This window comes from Aeromonas sp. 603607, assembly GCF_049171595.1.
Lineage (GTDB): Bacteria > Pseudomonadota > Gammaproteobacteria > Enterobacterales > Aeromonadaceae > Aeromonas > Aeromonas veronii.
On the sequence record NZ_JAAKOV010000015.1, the window covers coordinates 36,483 to 61,317 of the forward strand.

The 24,835-nt window shown below is 60.0% G+C and carries 17 protein-coding genes and 4 tRNA genes; 15 read left to right on the plus strand and 6 right to left on the minus strand.

What is annotated here, in order from left to right; translation table 11 throughout:
• Window positions 1-131: 131 nt before the first annotated feature.
• The 5 genes from spoT (at window position 132) to G5315_RS14710 (ending at window position 5,629) form a co-directional block, all read left to right on the plus strand.
• A complete protein-coding gene (spoT, locus tag G5315_RS14690) occupies window positions 132-2,249 on the plus strand; it encodes a bifunctional GTP diphosphokinase/guanosine-3',5'-bis pyrophosphate 3'-pyrophosphohydrolase (protein ID WP_019446267.1) in 2,118 nt (705 codons plus the stop codon).
• A 44-nt stretch (window positions 2,250-2,293) separates the two neighbouring features.
• Complete coding sequence (gene trmH, locus G5315_RS14695; protein ID WP_005355744.1) at window positions 2,294-3,025, plus strand: tRNA (guanosine(18)-2'-O)-methyltransferase TrmH; 732 nt, start codon at window positions 2,294-2,296, stop codon at window positions 3,023-3,025.
• A complete protein-coding gene (locus G5315_RS14700) occupies window positions 3,025-3,684 on the plus strand; it encodes a CatB-related O-acetyltransferase (protein WP_421333276.1) in 660 nt (219 codons plus the stop codon). Before trmH ends, G5315_RS14700 begins: the two co-directional genes overlap by 1 nt.
• A complete protein-coding gene (locus G5315_RS14705) occupies window positions 3,684-4,724 on the plus strand; it encodes an alpha/beta fold hydrolase (RefSeq protein ID WP_421333277.1) in 1,041 nt (346 codons plus the stop codon). Before G5315_RS14700 ends, G5315_RS14705 begins: the two co-directional genes overlap by 1 nt.
• 89 nt (window positions 4,725-4,813) lie before the next feature.
• Window positions 4,814-5,629 carry a Cof-type HAD-IIB family hydrolase gene (locus G5315_RS14710; RefSeq protein ID WP_421333293.1) on the plus strand — a complete coding sequence of 272 codons (816 nt, stop codon included), beginning with the start codon at window positions 4,814-4,816 and terminating at the stop codon, window positions 5,627-5,629.
• 34 nt (window positions 5,630-5,663) lie between these two features.
• On the opposite strand, the gene G5315_RS14715 is transcribed toward G5315_RS14710, so the two are convergent.
• From G5315_RS14715 to G5315_RS14735, 5 genes are all read right to left on the minus strand, one after another.
• Window positions 5,664-6,179 (minus strand): ricin-type beta-trefoil lectin domain protein, encoded by a 516-nt coding sequence (locus G5315_RS14715; protein ID WP_421273625.1) that lies wholly within the window; start codon window positions 6,177-6,179, stop codon window positions 5,664-5,666.
• 179 nt (window positions 6,180-6,358) lie between these two features.
• Window positions 6,359-6,435, minus strand: a tRNA-Pro gene (locus G5315_RS14720).
• Window positions 6,436-6,511: 76 nt separating this feature from the next.
• A tRNA-Leu gene (locus G5315_RS14725) sits at window positions 6,512-6,597 on the minus strand.
• A gap of 20 nt (window positions 6,598-6,617) precedes the next feature.
• Window positions 6,618-6,693, minus strand: a tRNA-His gene (locus tag G5315_RS14730).
• Between the two features lie 51 nt (window positions 6,694-6,744).
• Window positions 6,745-6,821, minus strand: a tRNA-Arg gene (locus G5315_RS14735).
• Between the two features lie 232 nt (window positions 6,822-7,053).
• On the opposite strand from G5315_RS14735, the gene G5315_RS14740 reads away from it, so the two are divergent.
• The 10 genes from G5315_RS14740 (at window position 7,054) to G5315_RS14785 (ending at window position 23,659) form a co-directional block, all read left to right on the plus strand.
• A complete protein-coding gene (locus tag G5315_RS14740) occupies window positions 7,054-7,650 on the plus strand; it encodes a TetR/AcrR family transcriptional regulator (protein WP_005339267.1) in 597 nt (198 codons plus the stop codon).
• Window positions 7,647-8,780, plus strand: a complete 1,134-nt coding sequence (locus G5315_RS14745) for an efflux RND transporter periplasmic adaptor subunit (RefSeq protein ID WP_005339268.1) — start codon at window positions 7,647-7,649, stop codon at window positions 8,778-8,780. The genes G5315_RS14740 and G5315_RS14745 overlap by 4 nt, the downstream gene beginning before the upstream one ends.
• 15 nt (window positions 8,781-8,795) lie before the next feature.
• Complete coding sequence (locus G5315_RS14750; RefSeq protein WP_040069574.1) at window positions 8,796-11,876, plus strand: multidrug efflux RND transporter permease subunit; 3,081 nt, start codon at window positions 8,796-8,798, stop codon at window positions 11,874-11,876.
• 118 nt (window positions 11,877-11,994) lie between these two features.
• Window positions 11,995-13,962, plus strand: a complete 1,968-nt coding sequence (locus G5315_RS14755; protein ID WP_421172830.1) for an ATP-binding protein — start codon at window positions 11,995-11,997, stop codon at window positions 13,960-13,962.
• Window positions 13,963-14,038: 76 nt separating this feature from the next.
• The gene (gene gorA, locus G5315_RS14760; RefSeq protein ID WP_213388107.1) at window positions 14,039-15,388 is read left to right on the plus strand and encodes a glutathione-disulfide reductase; all 1,350 of its coding nucleotides are present in this window, start codon (window positions 14,039-14,041) and stop codon (window positions 15,386-15,388) included.
• 463 nt (window positions 15,389-15,851) lie between these two features.
• Window positions 15,852-17,546, plus strand: a complete 1,695-nt coding sequence (gene kdpA / locus G5315_RS14765; protein ID WP_100652169.1) for a potassium-transporting ATPase subunit KdpA — start codon at window positions 15,852-15,854, stop codon at window positions 17,544-17,546.
• A 67-nt stretch (window positions 17,547-17,613) separates the two neighbouring features.
• The gene (gene kdpB, locus G5315_RS14770) at window positions 17,614-19,671 is read left to right on the plus strand and encodes a potassium-transporting ATPase subunit KdpB (RefSeq protein ID WP_421333278.1); all 2,058 of its coding nucleotides are present in this window, start codon (window positions 17,614-17,616) and stop codon (window positions 19,669-19,671) included.
• A 62-nt stretch (window positions 19,672-19,733) separates the two neighbouring features.
• Window positions 19,734-20,261: a potassium-transporting ATPase subunit C gene (locus tag G5315_RS14775; protein WP_421333279.1), complete on the plus strand. Its 528-nt coding sequence runs from the start codon at window positions 19,734-19,736 to the stop codon at window positions 20,259-20,261.
• 126 nt (window positions 20,262-20,387) lie between these two features.
• A complete protein-coding gene (locus tag G5315_RS14780) occupies window positions 20,388-22,976 on the plus strand; it encodes a sensor histidine kinase (protein WP_005355773.1) in 2,589 nt (862 codons plus the stop codon).
• Window positions 22,976-23,659 (plus strand): response regulator, encoded by a 684-nt coding sequence (locus tag G5315_RS14785; protein ID WP_047439862.1) that lies wholly within the window; start codon window positions 22,976-22,978, stop codon window positions 23,657-23,659. Before G5315_RS14780 ends, G5315_RS14785 begins: the two co-directional genes overlap by 1 nt.
• 4 nt (window positions 23,660-23,663) lie before the next feature.
• Here G5315_RS14785 and G5315_RS14790 read toward each other — a convergent pair whose 3' ends face one another.
• Entirely contained in the window at window positions 23,664-24,791 is a 1,128-nt protein-coding gene (locus tag G5315_RS14790; RefSeq protein WP_421333280.1) for a multidrug effflux MFS transporter, read from the minus strand.
• Window positions 24,792-24,835 lie beyond the last annotated feature (44 nt).

Sequence of the window (24,835 nt, forward strand, 5' to 3'; positions counted from 1 at the left end):
GTTATTCCTCCGGTTGGCACCCGCCCGGGTGCCGACTGTTCATCCCCATTTACAACCGCTCGAAAACCTCGCAAACTCAGGGCTATACCCTCAATTCCACGAATTGCCGTTTCACCGCTGCGGGGACTGTCTTGTATTTATTTGAAAACCTTAAAGAAATAGCCAGTTCCTACCTGCCACCAGAGCAGGTTGAGAAGCTCAAGCAAGCCTATGTGGTGGCCCGTGATGCCCACCAGGGCCAGATGCGTTCCAGTGGCGAACCCTACATCACCCACCCTGTTGCCGTTGCCCGGATCCTGGGTGACATGCGCCTCGATCATGAAACCCTGATGGCCGCCGTGCTGCACGACGTCATCGAAGACACCTCTGTCACCAAGGCCGATCTGGCCGAACAATTCGGCAACGCGGTTGCAGAACTGGTGGCCGGGGTCTCCAAGCTCGACAAGCTGAAGTTTCGCGATCGCAAAGAGGCGCAGGCCGAGAACTTCCGCAAGATGGTGATGGCGATGACCCAGGATATCCGGGTCATTCTGATCAAGCTGGCCGACCGCACTCACAACATGCGCACCTTGGGCTCCCTGCGCCCTGACAAGCGCCGCCGCATCGCCCGAGAAACCCTCGAAATCTTCGCCCCCATCGCCAACCGCCTCGGTATTCACACCATGAAGAACGAGCTGGAAGAGCTGGGCTTCGAGGCGCTCTATCCGATGCGATCCCGCGTGCTGCGCGAATCGGTGCGCCGCGCCCGTGGCAATCGCCGCGAGATCATCGACTCCATCCAGAGCGAAATCAGCGGTCGCCTGAAGGAGGCGGGGATCGAGCATCAGGTCAGTGGCCGTGAGAAGAATCTCTTCTCCATCTACAACAAGATGGAGAAAAAAGAGCTGCAATTTCATGAGGTAATGGATATCTACGCCTTTCGGGTCAAGGTGAAGGACATAGATACCTGTTACCGGGTGCTGGGGCAGATGCACAGCCTCTACAAGCCGCGCCCCGGCCGCTTCAAGGATTACATCGCCATCCCCAAGACCAACGGTTACCAGTCGCTGCACACCTCGCTGGTGGGGCCGCACGGGGTACCGGTAGAGGTGCAGATCCGCACCGAATTCATGGATCAGATGGCCGACAAAGGGGTTGCTGCCCACTGGGCCTACAAGCAGGATGGCGACAGTTCGGGTACTACCGCCCAGATCCGCGCCCAGCGCTGGATGCAGAGCCTGCTGGAATTGCAGCAGAGCGCCGGCAGCTCCTTTGAATTTATCGAAGGGGTCAAAACCGACCTGTTCCCCGACGAGATCTACGTGTTCACGCCGGAAGGACGAATCATGGAGCTGCCCGCTGGCGCCACGCCGGTGGACTTTGCCTATACGGTGCACACCGACATCGGCCACGCCTGCGTCGGTTCGCGGGTCGACCGCCACCCCTACCCGCTCAGCAGCCCGCTGCACTCGGGCCAGACGGTGGAGATCATCACGGCGCCGGGGGCTCGCCCCAATGCAGCCTGGCTCAACTTCGTGGTGACCACCAAGGCTCGCTCCAAGATCCGCCAGTTCCTCAAGAACCTGCGCACCGAAGAGTCGGTGGTGCTGGGTCGCCGCCTGCTCAACCATGCGCTGGGCGCCAAGAATATCGAAGACATCCCCGAGCCGCGCATCAAGCAGGTGCTCGCCGATACCAAACATGAGAATCTGCAGGGACTGCTGGCCGATGTGGGCCTCGGCAACGCCATGAGTGTCATGGTGGCGCGCCGCATGCTAGGGGATGAACTGCCGCCGGAAGAGCAACCCAAGTCCAGCAGCAAGAAGATGCCGATCAAGGGTGCCGACGGCATGCTGGTCACCTTCGCCAACTGCTGCCGTCCGATCCCGGGAGATGCCATTATCGCCCATATCAGTCCGGGCAAGGGTCTGGTGATCCACCAGGAAGCCTGCCGCAACATCAAGGGCTACAGCAAGGAGCCGGACAAGTACCTGCCGGTGCAGTGGGAAGTGGACAAGGAGCAGGAACAGGAGTTCCGCACCGGTATCAGCATCGAGATCGTCAACCATCAGGGTGCGCTGGCCGAGCTGGCCAACGTGATTGCCGCCACCGGCGCCAATATTCACGCCATCAGCACCGAAGAGAAGGATGGCCGGGTCTATCAGGTCAGCCTGCTTATCACCACCAAGAGCCGCATCCACCTGGCCAACATCATGCGCAAGATCCGCGTAATGCCCAACGTGCTCAAGGTGAGCCGACAGAAGAACTGAACACAGGCGGCGCAAGCCGCCTGCTGCTTTTATAGAGACAAGCCATGACCCCCGAACGCTTCAAGCGCATCACCGACATGCTGGCCCAGCGTCAGCTCGATTTGACCGTCTGTATGGAAGAGGTACACAAACCTCACAATCTGGCTGCCATCGTGCGTACCGCCGATGCCATCGGCATCCACCGGGTACACGCCGTCTGGCCCAAAACCTGGATCCACAAGCGCAAGGGCACCGCCCGAGGCAGCCAGAACTGGGTGGATGTAAAACTGCACCCGGATATCGGCACAGCCGTTGCCGAGCTGAAAGCTTCAGGCATGCAGATCCTGGCAACCCACCTCTCCGACAGCTCCGTCGATTTTCGCGCCATCGATTACACCAAACCAACCGCCATTCTGGTGGGTCAGGAGAAGCACGGCATCGGTGAAGAGGCGCTGGCGCTGGCCGACCACCATATCGTCATCCCCATGGTGGGCATGGTGCAGTCCCTCAACGTCTCGGTGGCTGCCGCCGCCATCCTCTACGAGGCGCAGCGCCAGCGCGAGCTGGCCGGCTGCTATCAACGCGGCTGCCCGCTCACGCTGGAGGAGCAGAACAGCATCCTGTTCGAGGGGGGTTATCCTATCTATGCCCAGCTCTGCAAAGAGAAAGAGATGCCCTACCCCCAGCTCGGCCCGGCCGGTGAAATTCTGGCGGACGAAGAGTGGTGGCAGCGGATGCAGCTGACCCGCAAAGGGTGGGCGCAGCAGAGCGAGCAGGACGACCTACAGGAGGAGTGATGGAGAACCCTTTTGGCAGCTGGCTGGAATCGCAAATCATCCGGGATCACCTGACCAACCCGAACATAGAGGCCGGCGACTACAGCTACTACTCCGGCTACTACCACGGCAAGCCATTCGAGGATCACTGCGTCCGCTACCTGCTCGGCGATGGCTCGACCCGCGACACCTGGGAGAGCGGCCTCTGGGGCGAGGTGGATCGGCTGATCATCGGCAAGTTCTGCTCCATCGGCTCGGGCGCCACCTTCATGTTGGCGGGCAATCAGGGCCACCGGCTGGATTGGGTCTCCACCTTCCCGTTCAACCCCGACACCTTTGGCGAAGGGGCCCGCAGCGGCTTTCAGCGCAAGGGAGACACCCGGATTGGCAATGACGTCTGGATCGGCTCGGAAGCGATGATCATGCCCGGCATCACCATAGGTGATGGCGCCGTCATCGCCACCCGCGCCGTGGTGACCAAAGATGTGGCCCCTTACACCATAGTCGGCGGCAACCCGGCCCAACCGATCCGCCGTCGCTTCAGCGATGAGCACATCCTCATGCTGCAAGAGATGCTGTGGTGGGACTGGCCCTTGCCCCGCTTGCAAGCCAGCATGGCGCTACTCTGCTCGGGGGATATCGCCGCCCTTTATCACCATTGGCAACAGGAGTGTGCCTGATGAACCCCCTCTCTCTTTCCCTGTTGGCCCTGACCCTGTTTTCTGCCGGAGCCCTTGCCGTGACCAATACCTATCAGCTCACCAGCGAAGCCGATGTACCCAGCCTCTACCAGCAAACCCTACCCGACTTCTGGCGCCAGCATGCGGTGGAAGGAGAGTTCAAGGGCAAGGACGGGGTGACCATCCGCTATGCCGCGCTGCGGCAGGAGAAGGTTGATCGCGCCATCCTCATCGTCAATGGCCGGGTCGAAAGCTACCTCAAGTATCAGGAGCTGGCGTGGGATCTCTGGCGTCAGGGCTACAGCCTCTATCTCATCGACCATCGTGGTCAGGGGATGTCTGGCCGGATGCTAAATGACCCGCAGAAGGGATATGTCGACCAGTTCGACGATTATGTGGTCGATCTCAAGCAGTTTCACGACCAGATAATCATGGCGGACCAGCCTGCCAAGCTGTTCCTGCTGGCCCACTCCATGGGCGGCGCCATCTCGGCCCGCTATCTCGAGCGCTGGCCCGATGATATCAAGGCGGCCGTGCTCTCCTCCCCCATGCTGGGCATCAATCTCGGCGGTCTGCCCAAGTGGCTGGCCAAGGGATTGGCGAGCACCATAGGCACGGTCGGCGGCTGGCTTGACGAGCCTCCCTACGGCCCCGGTCAGGGCGCCTATCAGGATCACGGCTTTGCCGATAACGAACTGACTCACAGCCAGCCCCGCTATCAAGCCTTCCGCCAAATCTACGAGCAGCACCCGCAAATCAAGCTGGGTGGCGCGACCGCCCACTGGATTTATCAGGGGATCACCGGTGCCGATGCCGCCATCGCCGATGCGGGCGCCATCAAGACGCCGCTGCTGGTGCTGCAGGCTGGCAACGACAGCGTGGTGGAAAATGCCGCGCAGGATCGCTTCTGCACCATTGCCAAGTGCGAAGGGGGCAAACCGCTGCGCATCGAGGGAGCCTGGCACGAACTGTTTATCGAATCCGATGACAAACGCCAGCCCGCCCTGACCGCGATGGTCGACTTTTTCGCCCGCTTCTGAGCTGGCTATTTTTTGTAACCCTAAATAAATGGGGTGACAGTGCGGGCTAAGGTAAACTGCCCCTGTTTTCAATCGATGCCGAGGTAATGATGTTCAAGGTAGTTGTATCCGATCTCGATGGCACTCTGCTCAACAAGCAGCACCAGATCTCTCCCCGTACCCGGGATACCCTGCACCGCCTGGTAGAACAAGGTGTGAAATTCGTGGTCGCCACCGGCCGTCATCACGTTGACGTTCGCAGCTTCCGCGATGCGCTGGGGATGGACATCTACCTTATTACTTCCAATGGCGCCGTGGTCCATGACAAACAGGATCAGCTGATTTTCAACCAGCCGCTGCCGACCGAGATCGCCGCCGAACTGATTGCGCTGGAGCGCGACCCCTCTATCCACCTCAATGTCTATCAGGGTGATGACTGGGTGGTGGAAGAGGAGCTGCCCTGGTTGCTGCAGTTCCACGATGAGTCAGGGTTCACCTACCGTCTGGTCGATGACCTGAAACAGGAGCCGAAAGAGCAGATCAACAAGGTGTTCTACATCGGCGACCACGAAAAGCTGCTGAAGATCGAGGCGCACCTCAACCAGCGCTATGGCGACCACCTCAACGTCACCTTCTCCCTGCCGGACTGCCTCGAAGTGATGCATGCCGGGGTACACAAGGGAAATGCTGTGCGAGCCGTGCTGGAGCAGAACGGGTTCGATATGTCGGAGGCGATCGCCTTCGGCGATGGCATGAACGACTTCGAGATGTTGACCATGGTGGGACGCGGTATCGTGATGGGCAACGCCCATGACCGCCTGAAAATGGCGCTGCCGGAGTACGAGCAGACCCTCACCTCCGACGAAGATGGCGTCGCCGTCTATCTGGAGAAGCTGTTCAAGCTGGAGAGCGTCAGCGCAGCCTGAGCCTCTTCATACCGACATTCGATTCAGCAAAGCCTCACCATGTGAGGCTTTGTTTTTTCAGGGTTTCCAGCCAGGGATTGGGCCGCTGCCAGCTGAAGCTCTGATTCGCCCCGCCGTAGCATTCAGCCAGTCGCAGCGGCGTGCCGGGGGTATGGCGTCGCCCGGCCACATCGAGGCAGCGAGAGACCTTGCTGTTGAAAAGCCTGTCTTTCTGCCACTCCCACTGCGCCTGACCGTCACAGGGTGCCAGCATCACTTCGCTGTCGCTTTTGGCTTGCAAACAGAGATCCTGCAGGCGCAACTCGCCCAGATCCCACTCGAACAGTTGATCGTCTTTTCCGCTGCAAGGTTGTGCCAACACCTTCTGTTGGGACACCGCAACGCAAAAATCACCGCTGGTCAGCAAAGGGGAGAGAGAACGCTCCTCCTGCGGTTGTGAAGCAATGGAGCCCATCATCACATCGGTGGATGGCGGCTTGATGGTACAGCCACCCAGCAGCAAGGCAGCCAGCAGGGCGGGAGAGCAAGCAAAGGAAATTTTGTTATTCATGGAAAAATGCCTGAAATGGGCCGATGACATCCGGTTGTCAGTGACTCGAGGCTGAAGCATAACCGAAAGGTGGGGCGCGCTGCCCAAATAGAGTGTAAACAGACGTAACAGGGAGAGAGTACTGGCACGGCGGAGGCCAGAAAGCAAAAAACCCCGCCGAAGCGAGGTTTTTCTAAATGTGGTCGGTGATAAAGGATTCGAACCTTTGACCCTCTGGTCCCAAACCAGATGCGCTACCGGACTGCGCTAATCACCGAGGCTATTTCTTTCAAAATAGTTTACTTCAAAAAAACAAAGACGACCTGATGGTCATCCTCGTCATACAGCAAGTATGGTGCGAAGAGAGGGACTCGAACCCTCACACCCGGGGGGCACTAACACCTGAAGCTAGCGCGTCTACCAATTCCGCCACCTTCGCGTACCTGACAAGCTGTAAAATGGGGTGGCTGATGGGGCTCGAACCCACGACAACCGGAATCACAATCCGGGACTCTACCAACTGAGCTACAGCCACCACAGCTGTTTTCGTTCCACAACAACGCCCGTTTAACCGACGCACTTTTGATGGTGCGCCCGACAGGATTCGAACCTGTGACCTCTGCCTCCGGAGGGCAGCGCTCTATCCAGCTGAGCTACGGGCGCTACGCTGTCGAACGGGGCGCATTATTAATGATGGTTGCGGGTTTGTCTACACTTTTCTGTCACCGCAGCACTGTTCGTTGTTTTTTCAAGCACATTGCGCACTTTTCTTCCACTATTCCCCTGCTGCCAGCCGAAAAGGGGCAGATCGCAGTCGCAAATCGCCTTGCTGCCTTGACTTGATTTGATGCCCATCTAGAATGAATGAACGTTCATTCAATCGAAAGTCACACTGATGATTCTGGATAAAAAAGAGAGCATCTTCAACGCGGCCCATGAGGTACTGGGTGAACGGGGTTTTCATGGTCTGTCGATTGCGGAAGTCGCCAAGAAGGCCAATGTTGCCACCGGCACCATCTATCGCTACTTCGGCGACAAAGATGATCTGATCCGGCAACTGCACCAGCACACTATCTTGCAGTGTGTGCCCATGGTCATGGCCGATGTAGCAATCGATAAAGTTTCATTTCAACAATTTCGCCAATTATGGCTCAATATTCATGCCATTTTTGTTAACGAACCCAACGCTATCCGGTGCAAATTGCAGTACGAGAGCTCTCCGCTAGGGGCAGAATTGGAGACCAATCCTGTCATTCTGGCTGCCTGGGAGCCTCTGGACCGATTTTTTGAACAGGGCGTTGAACAAGGATTGTTTATTGATTTACCGATACGGGCACTCCAGGTGTTGAGTCTGGACAGTGTCATGCATCTGGCCCTGCAGTGCAGGGTGCACAACATCACGCTGACCGAATCGCAGTTGGAAACCGCGATCCGGGCCAGCTGGAATGCCATTTTATCCCCCAATCTTTCCACCTCAGGAGCCTGTTCATGAAAAAGTGGATGGCCATTATGTTGCTGATAGCGATCGCCTTGTTTGGCAGCGTCATCGGCTTCAATTTGTTCAAACAGAAGATGATTGCCCAATACATGGCCAACCGGCCGGAACCCGAGTTCCCCGTCACCGCCATGGTGACCAAGGCGCAGGATTGGGTACCGACCATCGAAGCGATCGGCTTCATCGAGCCGAATCAGGGGGTGACCCTCTCCACCGAACTGGCAGGTACCATTGACGCCATCACCTTCGAGTCAGGCAAACCGGTCAAGGCAGACCAGCTGCTGCTGAGCCTGGACTCCACCGTAGAGCGGGCTAATCTGCGCGCCTCCCAGGCCAAGCTGCCGGCGGCAAAAGCCAAGTTCGATCGTTTCCAGAACCTCTACAAGACCAGCTCCATCTCCAAAGAGCAGCTGGATGAGGCGGAAGCGGCCTATCGCTCACTGGAAGCAGATATCGAGAGTCTGAAGGCGACCATTGCCCGTCGTGAAGTCCGTGCGCCCTTTAGCGGCGTGGTCGGCCTGCGCAATGTGTTCCTCGGTCAGTATCTGCAGCCGGGCACAGATATCGTGCGCCTGGAAGATACCAGCGTGATGCGCCTGCGCTTCACCGTGCCCCAGACCGATATCTCCAAAATCAAGCTGGGCCAGACCATCAAGATCAATGTGGATGCCTATCCGCAAACCCAGTTTGACGGTCATATCACCGCCATCGAGCCTGCGGTCAACTTCCAGAGCGGCCTGATCCAGGTACAGGCAGACATTCCGAACAACGACGGTCAGCTGCGTTCCGGTATGTTCGCCCGCGCCAGCATCATTCTGCCGACGGTGAAAGATCAGATCGTGATCCCGCAGAGCGCTATCTCCTTCACCCTTTACGGCCAGAATGTCTACGTGCTCAAAGAGGGCGAAGAGACAGACAAAGAGGGTAACAAGGTGAAAGTGCTGCGAGCCAAGCAGGTAGTCGTCAAGGCAGGTGAGCGCCGTGGCAACGATGTGCATGTGCTCTCTGGCATCCAGGCCGGTGACCAGATCGTACTGTCGGGTCAGGTTCGCCTGAGCAACGACACCAAGGTGCATGTGGTCGAGAACGATGCCCTGGCCGTTCCGGCACAAACCCCGATGCTGTAAGCGCGGAGATCTGCGATGCGATTTACTGACATATTTATAAAACGGCCTGTGCTGGCGATCTCGCTCAGCTTCCTGATCGCCTTGCTGGGCTTTCAGGCCATCTTCAAGATGCAGGTACGGGAATACCCCGAGGTGACCAACACGGTGATCACCGTCAGCACTGGCTACTATGGCGCCAGTTCTGATCTGATCCAGGGGTTCATCACCCAGCCGCTGGAACAGGCGGTCGCGCAAGCCGACAACATCGACTTCATGACCTCCTCCAGCCAGCTGGGTAGCTCCACCATCACTGCATACATGAAGCTCAATACCGACCCCAACGCCGCGCTGTCCGACATACTGGCGAAGGTGAACTCGGTGCGCTCTCAGTTGCCGAAAGAGGCGGAAGACCCCTCGGTCACCTCCTCCACCGGTTCAACCACGGCGGTGCTCTACCTCGGCTTTACCAGCCCGGAGCTCAACTCCAGCCAGATCACCGACTATCTGGAGCGGGTTATCAAGCCGCAGCTCTTTACTGTCGGCGGGGTCTCCAAGGTTGACCTCTACGGCGGTGTCGAGTTTGCCCTGCGGGTATGGCTGGATCCGGCCAAGATGGCGGCCTTCAACCTGACTGCCAGCGACGTGATGACGGTGCTCAACAGCAACAACTATCAGTCCGCGACAGGTCAGGCGACCGGTTACTTCACCCTGTTCAATGGCAATGCCGAGACCCAGGTCAAGGATGTCGACGAGCTGAAGCGACTGGTGGTGGCTACCCGCGACGGCAAGGTGATCCGTCTGGCGGACATCGCCAAGGTAACCCTCGAGAAGAGTCACGATGTCTATCGTGCCAGCGCCAATGGTCGCGAAGCCGTGGTCATGGCGGTCAACGCCGCCCCGACAGCCAACCCCATCAACATCGCCCGCGATGTGCTGGCACTGCTGCCGAGCCTTGAGCGCAATATGCCGAGCACCATGCGTCTCAACGTGATGTATGACTCCACCGTGGCGATCAACGAGTCCATCCACGAGGTTATCAAGACCATCCTGGAGGCAGCCGCCATCGTTCTGGTGGTCATCACCCTGTTCCTCGGCTCGTTCCGCGCGGTCATCATCCCGATCATCACCATTCCGCTCAGTCTTATCGGCGTGGTGATGATGATGGATATGTTCGGCTTCTCGATAAACCTGATGACCCTGCTGGCGATGGTGCTGGCGATCGGTCTGGTGGTGGATGACGCCATCGTGGTGCTGGAGAACGTTGACCGCCATATCAAAGAAGGTGAAGAGCCGTTCCGGGCCGCCATTATCGGTACCCGTGAAATTGCGGTGCCGGTCATCGCCATGACGGTTACCCTGGCTGCGGTATACGCGCCTATCGCCCTGATGGGGGGCATCACCGGCTCCCTGTTCAAGGAGTTTGCCCTGACCCTGGCTGGCGCCGTGTTCGTCTCGGGCATCATCGCCCTGACCCTGTCACCGATGATGTGTTCCAAGATGCTCAAGGCCAACGAGCAGCCGGGCAAATTCGAGAGCACGGTCCACCACCTGCTGGAACGGATGACCGATCGCTACGACAGCATGCTGCACGCCGTGATGAAAAAGCGCCCCGTCATCGTGGTGTTCGCCGTCATCGTCTTCGCCAGCCTGCCGTTGCTGTTCAAGTTCATCCCGAGCGAACTGGCACCGTCAGAGGACAAGGGGGTAATGGCCGTGCTGGGTACCGCACCGTCCAACGCCAACCTGGACTACATCGAAAACACCATGGCGGATGTGAACAAGATCCTGGACGAGCAGCCCGAGATCGCCTTCTCCCAGGTCTTCTCAGGGGTGTTCAACGCCAACCAGGCGTTCGGTATCGCCTCCATGGTGCCCTGGAGCCAACGTGAAGCGAGCCAGAAAGAGGTGCTGGATCGGGTCGCCAATCTGGTGAAAGACATCCCGGGTATGGCCATCACTACCTTCCAGTTCCCGGAACTGCCGGGAGCATCGAGTGGTCTGCCGATCCAGTTCGTCATCACCACCCCGAACAGCTTCGAAAGCCTGTTCCTGGTGGCCGGTGAAATTCTGGCCGCGGCGCAGAGTAACGGTCAGTTCGTCTATTCGGATCTCGATCTGAACTACGACTCCGCCACCATGAAGATCCGCATCGACAAGGACAAGGCGGGTGCCTACGGCATCACCATGCAGGATATCGGTATCACCATGGGCACCATGATGGCGGACGGTTACGTCAACCGTATCGACCTGGATGGCCGCTCCTACGAGGTGATCCCGCAGGTCGAGCGCAAATACCGTCTCAATCCGGAGTCCATCAAGGGCTACTACGTGCGGGCCGCAGATGGCAAGTCGATCCCGCTCGGCAGTCTGATCAGCATTGAAGTGGTTGGCGAGCCCCGTGCCCTGCCCCACTTCAACCAGCTGAACTCCGCCACCATAGGCGCTGTTCCGGCTCCGGGCGTGGCCATGGGTGATGCGATCAACTGGTTCCAGACCACCGCTGACGAGAAGCTGCCGCAAGGCTATCGTTACGACTTCATGGGTGAAGCCCGTCAGTTCGTCACCGAAGGCAATGCGCTCTATGCCACCTTCGCGCTGGCACTGGCCATCATCTTCCTGGTGCTGGCAATCCAGTTCGAGTCGGTGCGTGACCCGCTGGTCATCATGGTCTCTGTACCGCTCGCCATCAGCGGGGCCTTGATTGCCTTGGCTTGGGGACTGGCGACCATGAACATCTACTCCCAGGTGGGCCTCATCACCCTGGTGGGTCTGATTACCAAGCACGGCATCCTGATCTGTGAAGTAGCGAAGGAAGAGCAGCTGCTGCGCGGCATGAACCGGATGGAAGCCGTGATGCAAGCCGCCAAGGTGCGTCTGCGTCCGATCCTGATGACCACCGCCGCCATGATTGCCGGTCTGATCCCGCTGCTCTACGCCGCAGGCGCCGGTGCAGCACAACGGTTCAGCATCGGTATCGTCATCGTGGCAGGCCTTGCCATCGGTACCCTGTTCACCCTGTTCGTACTGCCGGTGATCTACACCTATTTGGCTTCCGAGCACAAACCCTTGCCGGTATTCGATGAAACCATTCCGCCCAAGGCAAACGGCGGACACTGATCATCAATCACTTACCAAGGCCCCGATACGGGGCCTTTTTTATGGTTCGCAGGAAAGACGACATAAGTCCATGAAGCAGTTAAACTAAAAAACACCACATCCAGACCGCAAGGACGCCATGTCAGGACTCATCTCCAAGACCGCCGAGGCCGTAGGCCGCAACGGACTCTCATACCGCCTGCTCTCCTATATTCTGGTGTGTAGTACCGTATTGGCGATGATCATTACGGTGCTGCAACTCGCCTGGGATTACCGCAAGGATGTCGCCGTCATCGAAGACAGCATCGGCCAGATCGAAGCCTCCTTTTTGCAACCTATTGCCGCCAGCTTGTGGAACCTCGATGAGGAGCAGGTCAAGGTGCAGATCGAAGGGATCATGAACCTGCCCAACATGCAGTTTGTGATGGTCAAGGAGATGCTCGGCAACTCCGAAGTGCCACTGTTGACCCAGGGAGTGGAACGGGAAAGCTATGACATCTCCCAGGAGTTCAATCTCACCTATCAGGGGGAAATTGTCGGCAAGCTGTTTGTCGCCGCGTCGCTGGAGCAGATTTACCAGCGTCTGATTGAGAAGTCAGTGCTGATCATGGTCAGCCAGACCATCAAGACCCTGGTGGTCTCATTTTGTATCCTGATCATCATTTACTATCTGGTGGTCAGACACATCAACCGCATCGCCAACTACGCCCAGAAGTTCAACCTCGATCGGCTCGACATGGAGCTGGTGCTGGAGGGGCGTCCGCAACCACGCAAGAAACCCGACGAACTGGATACCCTGGTCTCCACCCTCAACCAGATGCGCACCCGACTGCGTGACGAGCTGGTCGCTCGTCATCAGGCGGTGGAACAACTGCAACAGGAGCGGGATTTCTCCGCCACCCTGATCAACTCGGCCAACATGGTCATCTGCTGTATGGAGCCGGATCTCACCATCGCCAGCATCAATCCGGCAGCCATCCTGCTGACCGGTTATCACCAACAGGAGCTGCTCCAGCACAACTGGCTGGATCTCTTCGTCAGCCCGACCCAGCGGGAAGAGCTGAACAATATCCTGAACGAAGAGGGGTCACTGGCAGACAAAGAGGTCATCATGCATGACCAGCAGGCCCACGAGCTGGTGCTGCAGTGGACCTTCGTACCCTTCTATGAAGGGCCGAACCTCAAGTACCAGATCGGGTTCGGCTACGACATCACCCAACTGAAAAAGGTCGAGCGGGAGATTATCCAACTCAATGAGCAGCTGGAAGGAAAAGTGGTGGAACGTACCCGCAGCCTGAGTGAAGCCAACAACCAGCTGGGCAAGGCGTACGACGACCTGAAACAGGCCCAGCAAACCCTGGTGGAGTCGGAGAAGATGGCCTCCCTCGGCTCGCTGGTGGCCGGGGTGGCACATGAGATCAATACCCCAATCGGCATCAGTGTGACCGCCTCCTCCTACCTGCAGGAACGGGTTGCCGATTTCAAATCTCATATAGAGTCAAAACAGCTGTCGCGTTCCTATCTCAACGAGTTCACCGTCAACCTCGACGAGTCGATGCAGCTGCTGCAGAGCAACCTGCGCCGCGCCTCTGAGCTGATTGCCAGCTTCAAGCAGGTAGCTGTCGACCAGTCATCGGAAGCACGCTACAACTTCAGCCTCGCCGACAACCTCCATCAGGTGGTGGTCTCGCTTGGCCACAAACTGAAGAAGAGCCAGTGCGAAGTGGATATCCAGTGCGATCCCAAGCTGTCAATCTTCTCCTTCCCGGGCAGCTTTACCCAGATCTACTCGAACCTGATCCTCAACTCCATCAACCACGGGTTCGACAGCTGGGACAAACCGAAGAAGATCACCATCAAGGTGGAACAGCAGGGAGAGGAGCTGTTTATCGACTATTCGGACAACGGCCGCGGCATCCCGCCCGAAATCTTGCCGCGCATCTTCGATCCCTTCGTCACCTCCAAGCGGGGTCAGGGTGGCAGCGGTCTGGGCACCCACATTATCTACAACCTGGTGGTGCAACTGCTGAAAGGCCGTATCAGCTGTGCCAGCGAACCGGGCCAGGGCGCCCAGTTCCATATTCGCCTGCCGATCCAACATAACTGAGCGCTGGCTCTTGTGAGCCAGCCGCTTTATCCCCATCATGCTGTGATTGCATTCTTAATGAGCGGAGAACCTCGCAATGGCACAGCATTTTGACTATATCGCCATCGGCGGCGGCAGCGGCGGTATTGCGTCTGCCAACCGGGCTGCCATGTACGGTAAGAAAGTTGCCCTGATTGAAGCCAAAGAGTTGGGTGGAACCTGCGTCAACGTAGGCTGCGTACCGAAGAAGGCCATGTGGTATGCCGGCCAGATCGCCGATGCCCTGAAATATGGCGCCGACTACGGCTTTGACACCACCCTCAACCACTTCAACTGGGCCAAGCTGGTCGAGTCCCGCCAGGCCTACATCGGCCGCATTCACCAGTCCTATCAAAACGTGCTGGGCAAGAACCAGATCACCGTCATCAAGGGCTTCGCCCGCTTCGTCAGCAGCAACACCATCGAGGTCAATGGCGAGCACTACACGGCCGATCACATCCTGATCGCCACCGGTGGCCGCCCGGAAATTCCGGCCATCCCGGGTGCCGAGCTGGGTATCGACTCCGACGGTTTCTTTGACCTGCAAAGCCAGCCCAAGCGGGTTGCCGTGGTGGGTGCTGGCTACATCGCAGTCGAGATCGCTGGCGTGATGCAGGCACTCGGCTCAGAGACCCATCTGGTGGTGCGCAAGCACGCGCCGCTGCGCAACTTCGACCCCATGATCCACGAGACTCTGGTCGAAATCATGGCGCAGGAAGGGCCCAAGCTGCACACCCACGCCATTCCCAAAGCCGTGCTCAAGAACGCTGACAACAGCCTTACCCTGCAACTGGAAGATGGTCGCCACCTCACCGTTGACTGCCTGATCTGGGCCATCGGCCGGGTACCGGCTACCGACAACCTCAACCTGGCTGCCGCTGGCATCACGCTGGACGAGAAGGGCTTTATCCCGACCGACAAGTTCCAGAACACCTCCGTCGCCAACATCTATGCAGTGGGTGACAACACGGGGCGCATCCAACTCACCCCGGTGGCTGTCGCCGCGGGCCGTCGCCTCTCCGAACGGCTGTTCAACAACAAGCCGAACGAGCACCTCAACTACGATCTGGTGCCGACCGTGGTGTTCAGCCACCCGCCCATCGGCACCATAGGCCTGACCGAACCGGAAGCCATCGCCGAATACGGCGAGGACCAGGTGAAGGTCTACCGCAGCCAGTTCACCGCCATGTACTCGGCACTAACCCAGCATCGCCAGCCCACCCGGATGAAGCTGGTCTGTGTCGGCCCGGAAGAGAAGGTGGTCGGTCTGCATGGTATCGGCTTTGCGATGGACGAGATCCTGCAAGGCTTCGGCGTCGCCATGAAGATGGGCGCCACCAAGGCTGATTTCGACAACTGCGTGGCGATCCATCCGACCAGTGCAGAAGAGTTCGTCACTATGCGCTAAGGGCAGATGAAGTTGACCTTTCACGAGGAGCCAGCTTCGACAACCATCTAACCCCTTCTCCCAAACCCGGCTCAGGCCGGGTTTTTTGATCCCTCCTCGCTATTTCTCTCGCAAATCCGCCGTTCTTTACGCCGATTTTACGCCTGCCACATGGCGCTTTATGGCGCCTTTACGCCTGTTTTACATACCCTTTTCAGCGTCAATGACACCAACAGAGTCGATATGGTCTTACATCGGCTCTCGCAGCTAATTATCTCAATGGAGTCGATATGAATTGGCTATATCTGCTGCTCGTCCTCGCCTTGATGGCCTATCTGATGCGCGCACTCACGCGCAGTCACGAGTGAGGGACTACCTATATGCAGCAAGAAATTATCTACCCGGTGGCCAGCAAACTGCCGAGCCTCGTGAGCAATCCAATGCGTGCCCTGACGCACCGTGACCACGAGTGAGGAACTAGAACATGTGGCAAGAAATAATCTATCCGGTGGCCTTCGTGCTGCTGGTTCTGCTGCCGGCACCGCTGCTGGGTAACTACATCTACCGGGTATTTGAAGGCAAAATCCGCTGGCTGGCACCGGTCGAGCGCGCCACGCTGGCTTGCTGTGGCACCGATGGACGAGAGCAGGACTGGAAGTCCTACGCCCTCAGCCTGCTGGCCTTCAACGGCGCCGGTTTCGGTCTGCTGTTCCTGATCCTGATGGCGCAGGGGTTGCTGCCCCTCAACCCGCAACAGCTGCCGGGTCTGAGCTGGCAACTGGCATTCAACACCGCGGTCAGCTTTATGACCAACACCAACTGGCAAGCCTATTCCGGTGAGGCCAGCCTCTCCTACTTCAGCCAGATGGTAGGCCTGACCACCCAGAACTTCGTCTCCGCAGGGACGGGCGCTGCCGTCGCCATTGCCCTGTTCCGCGGTATCGCCCGTCAGCAGACCATCAACCTTGGCAACTTCTGGCAGGACCTGGTGCGTTTCTGCCTCTATGTGCTGCTGCCCATCGCGCTGATCATGGCGCTGGTGCTGGTGTGGCAAGGGGTGCCGCAAAGCCTCTCCGCCTATCTGCCGTTCCACGGTGTGGAGGGTCAGGAGCAGCTGCTGCCGCTCGGCCCGGCAGCTTCGCAAATTGCCATCAAGCAGCTGGGCTCCAACGGCGGTGGCTTCTTCGGCATCAACTCGGCACATCCGTTCGAGAACCCGACAGCCCTCTCCAACTGGCTGGAGATGGTCGCCCTGCTCACCATCGCTGCCGCCATGGTCTTTACTCTGGGCCGCTATGTGAAGGACATGGCCCACAGCCGCGCCATTCTCGGTGCCATGACCCTCATGCTGGTGCTGGGGCTCTTCGTCTCCCTCTCCCAGGAGCTGAAACCGGATCCCGCCCTCGCCCAACTCACCACTGACGCCAGCAACATGACTGGCAACTGGGAAGGCAAGGAGAGCCGCTTCGGCCCTGTGCTCTCCAGCATCTGGGAAGTGGCGACCACTGCCGCCTCCAACGGTGCCGTCAACGCCATGCACGACAGCTTTACTCCGCTCGGCGGCATGGTGGGCATGATCAACATGCTGCTGGGTGAGGTCATCTTCGGCGGGGTCGGCTCCGGTATCTACGGCATGATGCTGTTCGTGCTGCTGACCGTATTCCTGTGCGGCCTGATGGTGGGACGCACCCCGACCTATCTGGGCAAACGGCTCGGCATCACCGAGATGAAGTGGGTGGTCGCCAGCATGCTGGTGATGCCGGTGGGGGTTTTGGTGATCGGTGGTGTCACCCTGTTGATGCCAGATGCCAGCACCATCATCGGCCATGATGGCCCGCACGGTCTGTCACGCCTCATCTATGCCTACGCCTCAGCTGCCGGCAACAACGGCTCCGCCTTCGCCGGTTTTGCCGCCGGTGACAACTGGCAGTGCATCGCCATCGGTCTGGCCATGCTGCTCGGTCGCTTCGGCTACATCATTCCGGTACTGGCCATAGCCGGTCAGCTGGCCCGCGCGCCCCGTCAGGAGACGAGCGAAGGGGACTTCCCCATCAGCGGTCCGCTGTTCGTTACCCTGCTGATCATCACCGTCCTGCTGATAGGTGGTCTCTCCTTCCTGCCGGTGCTGGCACTGGGCCCGGTGGCCGAACATCTGAGCCTGATCGGAGGGGCACTCTGATGAACCTGACCCTGTCGATCACCATCCGGATGCCAATGGCCAACTATCTGATGCTGGGAGCTTTCCAATGAGCAAGTCCACTGCAATGAGCACCGACACCATGTTGGTGAAGGGCAAAAAACAGAAATCACAGATCATCCAGGCAATGGTTGAGGCCCTCTATCGCTTCAATCCCAAGGCGCTGTTTGGCAGCCCCATCCTGTTCACCCTCTGGCTGGCCGCAGTCATGGCGACCGTGGAGTCCCTGCTGGGGCAACCTTTCTCCGGCGTCGCCCCCTCGCTGGCCTGGCAGCTGACCGCCTGGCTCTGGCTCACCCTCTGGTTTGCCAACTTCGCGGAAACCCTGGCCGAGGGGCGCGGCAAGGCGCGAGCCGACAGCCTGAAGGCGGGCATGAGCCAGCTCAAGGCCCGTCGTGTGGCGAATGCCAAAGATGGTCAGGGCAAGTGGGTACCCGCCACCAGCCTGATGAAGGGGGACCTGGTGCTGGTACGCAGCGGCGAGATGATCCCGGCCGACGGCGAAGTGATCGCCGGCATCGCCTCGGTCAACGAGGCGGCCATCACCGGTGAATCCGCCCCCGTCATCCGCGAGTCGGGTACCGACCGCAGCGGCGTGACCGGCAACACAACTGTGGTTTCCGACGAGATCTGGGTGCGCGTCAGCAACAATCCGGGCGAGAGCACGCTGGATCGGATGATCGCACTGGTGGAAGGGGCCAAGCGCCAGAAGACCCCCAACGAGATGGCACTCGATGCCCTGTTGGTGGGTCTGACCCTGATCTTCCTGCTGGTGGTCGCCACCCTGCCCTGGTTCCTCGACTACAACGGCACCCAGGTACCGCGTCTCTACCTGATCGCTCTCTTCATCACCCTGATCCCGACCACCATCGGCGGCCTGCTCTCCGCCATCGGCATTGCCGGTATGGATCGACTGGTGAAGCTGAACGTCATCGCCAAGTCTGGCCGTGCCGTGGAAGCGGCCGGTGACGTGCGCACCCTGCTGTTGGACAAGACCGGCACCATCACCTTCGGCAACCGGATGGCCGACGAGTTGATCCCGGCCCCCGGCGTCGACCCCGCCCTGCTGGCACAAGCGGCCATGCTGGCCTCGCTGGGTGACAACACCCCGGAGGGCAAATCCATCCTGACTCTGGCCAGCAAGAGCATGGCCAAGCCGAGTCAGCTGGAGAGCGACAAGGTGATCCCCTTCAGCGCCGAAACCCGGCTGAGCGGACTGGATCGCAACGGTCATCAATATCGCAAGGGTGCGGTAGATGCCGTGCTGAACTACCTCAGCCTCGACCGCAAGGCGGTACCTGAGCTGGTGCTCAAGTCAGTCGACAGCATCGCCCGTCAGGGTGGGACTCCGCTGCTGGTCTGTACTCAGGAGAAACTGCTGGGGGTGGTCTACCTCAAGGACATCATCAAGCCCGGTATCAAGGCTCGCTTCCAGATCCTGCGCCATATGGGGATCCGTACCGTGATGATCACCGGCGACAACCCGAAAACCGCCGCAGCCATCGCCGCCGAAGCCGGGGTGGATGACTTCATCGCCGAAGCGACGCCGGAGAAGAAGCTCGCCTATATCCGGCAGGAGCAGGCCGATGGTCGTCTGGTCGCCATGTGCGGCGACGGTGCCAACGATGCACCGGCACTGGCACAGGCTGATGTGGGTCTGGCCATGAACGAGGGTACCCAGGCCGCCAAGGAGGCGGGCAATCTGGTGGATCTCGACTCCAACCCCACCAAGCTGCTGGATGTGGTGCTGGTCGGCAAACAGCTGCTGGTGACCCGTGGCGCCCTGACCACCTTCTCCATCGCCAACGACGTGGCCAAGTACTTTGCCATCCTGCCAGCCCTGTTCATCGCCGCCTACCCGCAACTGGGGGCACTGAACCTGATGCAGCTGGGCAGCCCGCAGAGCGCCATCCTGTCGGCCATCATCTTCAACGCCCTGATCATTGTGGCGCTGGTGCCGCTGGCACTGCGTGGTGTCGACCTGAAAGGCTCGGCCGCCAGCCTGCTGCGCCGCAACCTGCTGATCTACGGTGTCGGCGGCCTGCTGGTGCCGTTTATCGGCATCAAGCTGATCGATCTGGTCATTACCGGCCTGGGTCTGGTGTAACGACATAACCGGGATGCGGGTCAGACCCGCATCCCCAACCATCCTTTTGGAGCAAGAGAATCATGATAGCAATCAGAACCCTGTTGACCCTGACCCTGCTGCTGGGCGTGGGTTATCCGCTGGCGGTGACCGGGCTGGCCCAACTGCTGTTCCCCTGGCAGGCCAACGGCAGCCAGCTGACCGACAGTAAACAGCAACTCATCGGTAGCGCCCTGCTGGGGCAGAAATTCGAGCGAGCTGACTACTTCCATCCCCGTCCCTCCGCCAGCGATTTCAACACCATTGGCGGCAGCGCCAGCAATCTGGGGATGAGCTCGCCACTGCGGGCAGAGTTTGCCGAACAGGCAGCCAAGGCACAGCCGGGAACCAGCTCCCCCGCCATGCTGACCCGCTCCGCCTCCGGCCTCGATCCCCACCTGCCGCTGGATGCGGTGCTGGCTCAGGTCAACCGCGTCGCCAAAGAACGTGGACTGGATCCCGCCCAACTGACGGAGCAGATCAAGTCGGCCACACAAGCTGGTATCCTTGGCCCGCAGGTGGTCAACATTCTCCAGCTGAATCTGCAACTGGATCATAAAAAGGGCGCCTGATGGCGCCCATTCTGGTTTGGTGATGACCTCGATTTTCGCAACGGGCGGTTGGCTCGATAGGGATAACAATGGCTGATGTAGCAAGCGCTGATGCCCTGCTGACGAGTCTGATGCAGGAGCATGGGGATGCGTGATGAGGTAAGGGCCGACGCCCTGCTGGCGAGCCTGGAACAGGAGCACAAGGGCAAGCTGAAGGTGTTTCTCGGGGCCGCTCCCGGCGTGGGCAAGACCTACGCCATGCTGCAGGCGGTGCGGGAACAGGCCAAGGAGGGGGTCGACATCCTGATCGGCGTGGTGGAGACCCACGGCCGGCAGGAGACCCTGGCTCTGCTCGACAAGCTCGCCATCATGCCGCGCAAGATCCACATGCACCGCCAGCAGCGACTGGAGGAGATGGATCTCGACGGCCTGCTCGCCCGCAAACCGGCCATCGCCGTGGTGGACGAGCTGGCCCACAGCAACGCCCCCGGCAGCCGCCACGAGAAGCGCTGGCAGGATGTGGAGGAGCTGCTCAACGCCGGGATCGACGTCTACACCACCCTCAACGTGCAGCATCTGGAGAGCCTCAACGATCTGGTGTGGCAGCTCACCGGGGTCAGGGTGAAAGAGACCCTGCCCGATCAGGTGCTGCTGGAGGCCGACAGTCTGGTGCTGATCGACCTCCCCCCCAAGGAGCTGCTCGGCCGCCTCAAGGAGGGCAAGGTCTATGTGCCCCATCAGGCCAAGGCGGCGCTGCAATCCTTCTTCTCCCTCAACAACCTCACCGCATTGCGGGAGCTGGCGATGCAGACCGCCGCCAGCCATGTGGAGGGCGATCTGCAACTACAGTGGCAGGCAGCAGGCAAGAGCACCTTGCCGCTGCGGGGCAAGCTGATGGTTTGCCTCGGCGACCTGCACGGCTCGGCGCTGGTGCGCTACGGCCACCGCTTTGCCCAGCGCCGCCAGCTCCCGTGGCTGGTGGTGCATGTCGACAGCAATGGCCGCCGCTCTGCCGATGTGGAGCAGGCGCTGGCGCTCGCCTCTCACCTCGGAGCCAAGGTGCTGACGCTCTCCAGTCCGGCGGTCGCCAACACCCTGCTGGAGACCGCCGAACAGCAACAGGTCTCCCAGCTGCTGCTCGGCAAACCTCACAAGGCGCCATGGCGCCGCTCGCTGGTGCAGCACCTGCTCAAGCAGGCGCAGGGGCTCGAAATCACGCTGGTCGATACCGAGAAGCAGAAGCCCGAAGTGGGGATGCGCGTCCCGACCCCGAAGGATATTCACCACAGCCTGCTGGCGGTGACCATCATGGGGATCACCTCGGCTGCCGCCTGGGGGCTCTCCTACTGGCTACCACCCGCAGCGTTGCCGCTCATCTTCGTGCTGGGGGTGCTGGCGACGGCCCTCACCACCAGCCTGGTACCCGCCACGCTGGCGGCGGTGCTGGGCTTTATCGCCCACAATCTGCTCTTCACCGCCCCCTACTTCTCCCTGAGCGTCGCCAACCACAGCGATCTGCTCACCCTGTTTGTGCTGCTTATCGTCGGCATGACGGCGGGGCGGCTCGCCTCCCGTCAGCGCCAGCAGTTGATCGGTCTGCGAGAGACCCAGCAGCTGGGCAATGCCCTGCTCTCCCTCAGTCAGGGGCTGGCCACTGCCAGCAGCCCGGAGGAGGTTTTGAGACAAGGTGCCCAGGCCATTTCGCTGGCGCTCGGCCAGCCGACCGTGGTGATCGACAAGGAGTTCAACGATCGGCTCGGCAACGAGAAGCACAGGCCCGGGCAGACCGACAAGGCGGCCATCGACTGGTGTCTGGCCCAGAAGCAGAGCGCCGGTGCCCACACCGCCACCCTCAATGCCGCCGAGGCGCAGTATCACCACCTCAGCGATGACCTGGTGATCGGTATAACGCTGGCCAATCCGCTCTCCTCCTCTGCCGAACATCAGCTGCAGGCGCTGCTCACCGACATTCGCGCCGCGCTGGCGCGGATCGACCTCAACGAGCGGCTGGCCGACAGCCAGCTGCAGGCGGAAACAGACCGGATGCGGGCCGCCCTGCTCTCCTCGGTCTCCCACGACTTGAAGACGCCGCTGGCCACCATCATGGGTGCCGGCAGCACCCTGCTGGAATATGGTGACCGGATCCCCGCCGAAGACCGCGACGAACTGCTCCACTCGGTGCAGGAGGAGGCGCGCCGCCTCCACAGCTATGTGCAGAATCTGCTGGATATGACCCGCATCGGCTCCCCCGACTTCCAGCTGAAACGGGACTGGGTCGATCTGGCGGATCTGGTGGAGAGCGCCCGCAAGCGGCTCGACTCCTCCTGGCGCCAGCACAAGCTGCTGGTCCATTTCGATCAGCATGTGCCCCAGCTTTATGTGCACGGCGCCCTGATCGAGCAGGTGCTGGTCAACATTCTCGACAACGCCTCTCGCTACTCGCCGGCTGGCACCCCCATCGAGTTCAAGGTGATGGTGGCCGAACCCGACCTCATCATCGACATCATCGATATCGGGGTCGGTATCGCCGAATCGGATCGGGAGAAGATCTTCAACCTCTTCTACACCCAGCCGGTTGGCGATTGCGGCAGCCGCGGCACCGGGCTTGGCCTCGCCATTTCCCGCGCTATGATAGAGGCCCACGGCGGCAAGATTTGGGCCTTCTCCGGCCCCAATGGCAACGGCACCTGCATGCGCATCTCCCTGCCGCTCGCACTCAATTCACCGGAGGTTTGATGGCGCACATTCTGGTCATAGATGATGAAGCGGCGATCCGTCGCTTTCTGCGGATCAGCCTGATTGCCGAGGGGCATCAGGTGAGCGAAGCGGTGGGGGTCAATGAAGGGCTGGAGCAGTATCGCCACCTCAACCCCGATCTGGTGATCCTCGATCTCGGTCTGCCGGATGGCGATGGCATTCAGGTGTTGCAGGCCATTCGCGAGCACCACCCCAATCCGGTGCTGGTGTTGTCGGCCCGCGATTCGGAGCAGGAGAAGGTGCGCTTGCTGGATGCCGGTGCCAACGACTACATGAGCAAGCCGTTCGGCATCGGCGAGATGATGGCTCGCATTCGCGTGCTGTTGCGCCAGCGGGCTGGCGTCAGCAGCGGCGAGCGGCGCCACTTCCCCCAATGCGGCCTGACGCTTGATGTCAGCAGCCACAAGGTGACCATGAAGGAGGAGGAGATCCCTCTCTCCCGTAAGGAGTTCGCCCTATTGCAGGCGCTGGTGTGCCACCCCGGCAAGCTGGTGATGCAGACCCAGCTGCTCAACGACATCTGGGGGCCGAGCCACAAGGAGGATACCCACTACCTGCGCATCGTCATCGCCAGTCTGCGCAAAAAGCTGGGGGATAACCCCCAGCAACCGACGCTTATCGAGACCGAATCCGGTATCGGCTACCGTTTTATCGGCAACTGACGTTTCACGTGGAACGACGCCCGCAGCAAAGCAGTGCCAGCAAGCCACAGCCACTCAGCAACAGGCCGAGATCCTGCAATCCGGCCGCCACCGCCAATCCCAGACTGAGCAGCAGGTAGTAACCAAGCCCGAACAGGGCGCCTGCACTACCCGCCACCTCGCAATAGGCCAGCAGCGCCTGACTCAGCACATTGGGAATAGCCAGCCCGAAAGCGACGACGACACCCATCATGGGCAACAGGAACCAGAGGCTGGCCTGAGTCGCCCATACCAGCAGCCCGGTAACCAGCGCCAGAGCGCAAGCCAACCTGACCAGAGATGACGGCAGCCACCCCCTCCCCAGCAGATGCTTGTTGAGCAAGCTGCCGAGCAGAGTCGCCAGCGCCAGCAAGATCCCCGAATAGCCAAACTCGCCGGTGCTCAACCCCAACCCAGCAAACAGGAACGGGGCCAGACTGTAGTAACCAAACAGCATGGTGTTGAACAGGGCGACCAGCATGGCACTGCGCCAGAGTCCGCCATCCTTCATCATCCGGCACGCCAGCAGCCAGAGTTCGACTTGCCGGGTGGTGGCCGGACGGGTTTCCGGCAACTGCCAGCAGGTCACCAGCAGCAAACCTACCGCCAGTACCAGCAGACCGCTGAACACTCCGAGATAGCCGAACCCGCTCGCCAGCTGCCCGCCACTGAGCAGCCCCAGCACCGGGCTGAGTGAGAGCGCTATGCCCATCACCGAGAAGACCCGCGCCAGATCGCTACCCTGATAGCTATCGCGCAGCATGGTCTGGGTCACCACAGATCCCACCGCAGCGCCAAAGGCCGAAATGATCCGGGCCAGCAGCAGGGTTTCAAACTGGTTGGCCAGCAGCGCCAGCAGGGTGCCGACGCCATAGGTGAGCAGACCCGCCAGCATGGCGGGACGCCGCCCGATCAGATCGCAAAGCCGCCCCCAGCAGACCACGCCCACCGCAAACGCCAGAAAATAGACCGACAGGGTCTGGGATGCCAGCCCTTCGCTCACCTGAAACTGGGTAGCGATGTGGGTCAGGACCGGGCTGTAGATGGTCTCCACAATCTGGGGAAACATCATCAATCCCACCACCAGCCAGAGCGGTGGCAACTTGTTGTTCATGACAAACCTCCTTCACAAGAGGTCGCCATTCTAGAGAGACGCCG

Bases quoted from the DNA above. Each gene is read 5' to 3' on its own strand.
- G5315_RS14780 (WP_005355773.1), top strand. From the start codon at position 20,388: ATGCGTGATGAGGTAAGGGCCGACGCCCTGCTGGCGAGCCTGGAACAG.
- G5315_RS14750 (WP_040069574.1), top strand. From the start codon at position 8,796: ATGCGATTTACTGACATATTTATAAAACGGCCTGTGCTGGCGATCTCG.
- trmH (WP_005355744.1), top strand. From the start codon at position 2,294: ATGACCCCCGAACGCTTCAAGCGCATCACCGACATGCTGGCCCAGCGT.
- G5315_RS14745 (WP_005339268.1), top strand. From the start codon at position 7,647: ATGAAAAAGTGGATGGCCATTATGTTGCTGATAGCGATCGCCTTGTTT.
- G5315_RS14705 (WP_421333277.1), top strand. From the start codon at position 3,684: ATGAACCCCCTCTCTCTTTCCCTGTTGGCCCTGACCCTGTTTTCTGCC.
- G5315_RS14790 (WP_421333280.1), bottom strand. From the start codon at position 24,791: ATGAACAACAAGTTGCCACCGCTCTGGCTGGTGGTGGGATTGATGATG.
- kdpB (WP_421333278.1), top strand. From the start codon at position 17,614: ATGAGCAAGTCCACTGCAATGAGCACCGACACCATGTTGGTGAAGGGC.
- gorA (WP_213388107.1), top strand. From the start codon at position 14,039: ATGGCACAGCATTTTGACTATATCGCCATCGGCGGCGGCAGCGGCGGT.
- G5315_RS14785 (WP_047439862.1), top strand. From the start codon at position 22,976: ATGGCGCACATTCTGGTCATAGATGATGAAGCGGCGATCCGTCGCTTT.
- G5315_RS14755 (WP_421172830.1), top strand. From the start codon at position 11,995: ATGTCAGGACTCATCTCCAAGACCGCCGAGGCCGTAGGCCGCAACGGA.
- G5315_RS14700 (WP_421333276.1), top strand. From the start codon at position 3,025: ATGGAGAACCCTTTTGGCAGCTGGCTGGAATCGCAAATCATCCGGGAT.
- G5315_RS14715 (WP_421273625.1), bottom strand. From the start codon at position 6,179: ATGAATAACAAAATTTCCTTTGCTTGCTCTCCCGCCCTGCTGGCTGCC.
- G5315_RS14740 (WP_005339267.1), top strand. From the start codon at position 7,054: ATGATTCTGGATAAAAAAGAGAGCATCTTCAACGCGGCCCATGAGGTA.
- G5315_RS14710 (WP_421333293.1), top strand. From the start codon at position 4,814: ATGTTCAAGGTAGTTGTATCCGATCTCGATGGCACTCTGCTCAACAAG.
- G5315_RS14775 (WP_421333279.1), top strand. From the start codon at position 19,734: ATGATAGCAATCAGAACCCTGTTGACCCTGACCCTGCTGCTGGGCGTG.
- kdpA (WP_100652169.1), top strand. From the start codon at position 15,852: ATGTGGCAAGAAATAATCTATCCGGTGGCCTTCGTGCTGCTGGTTCTG.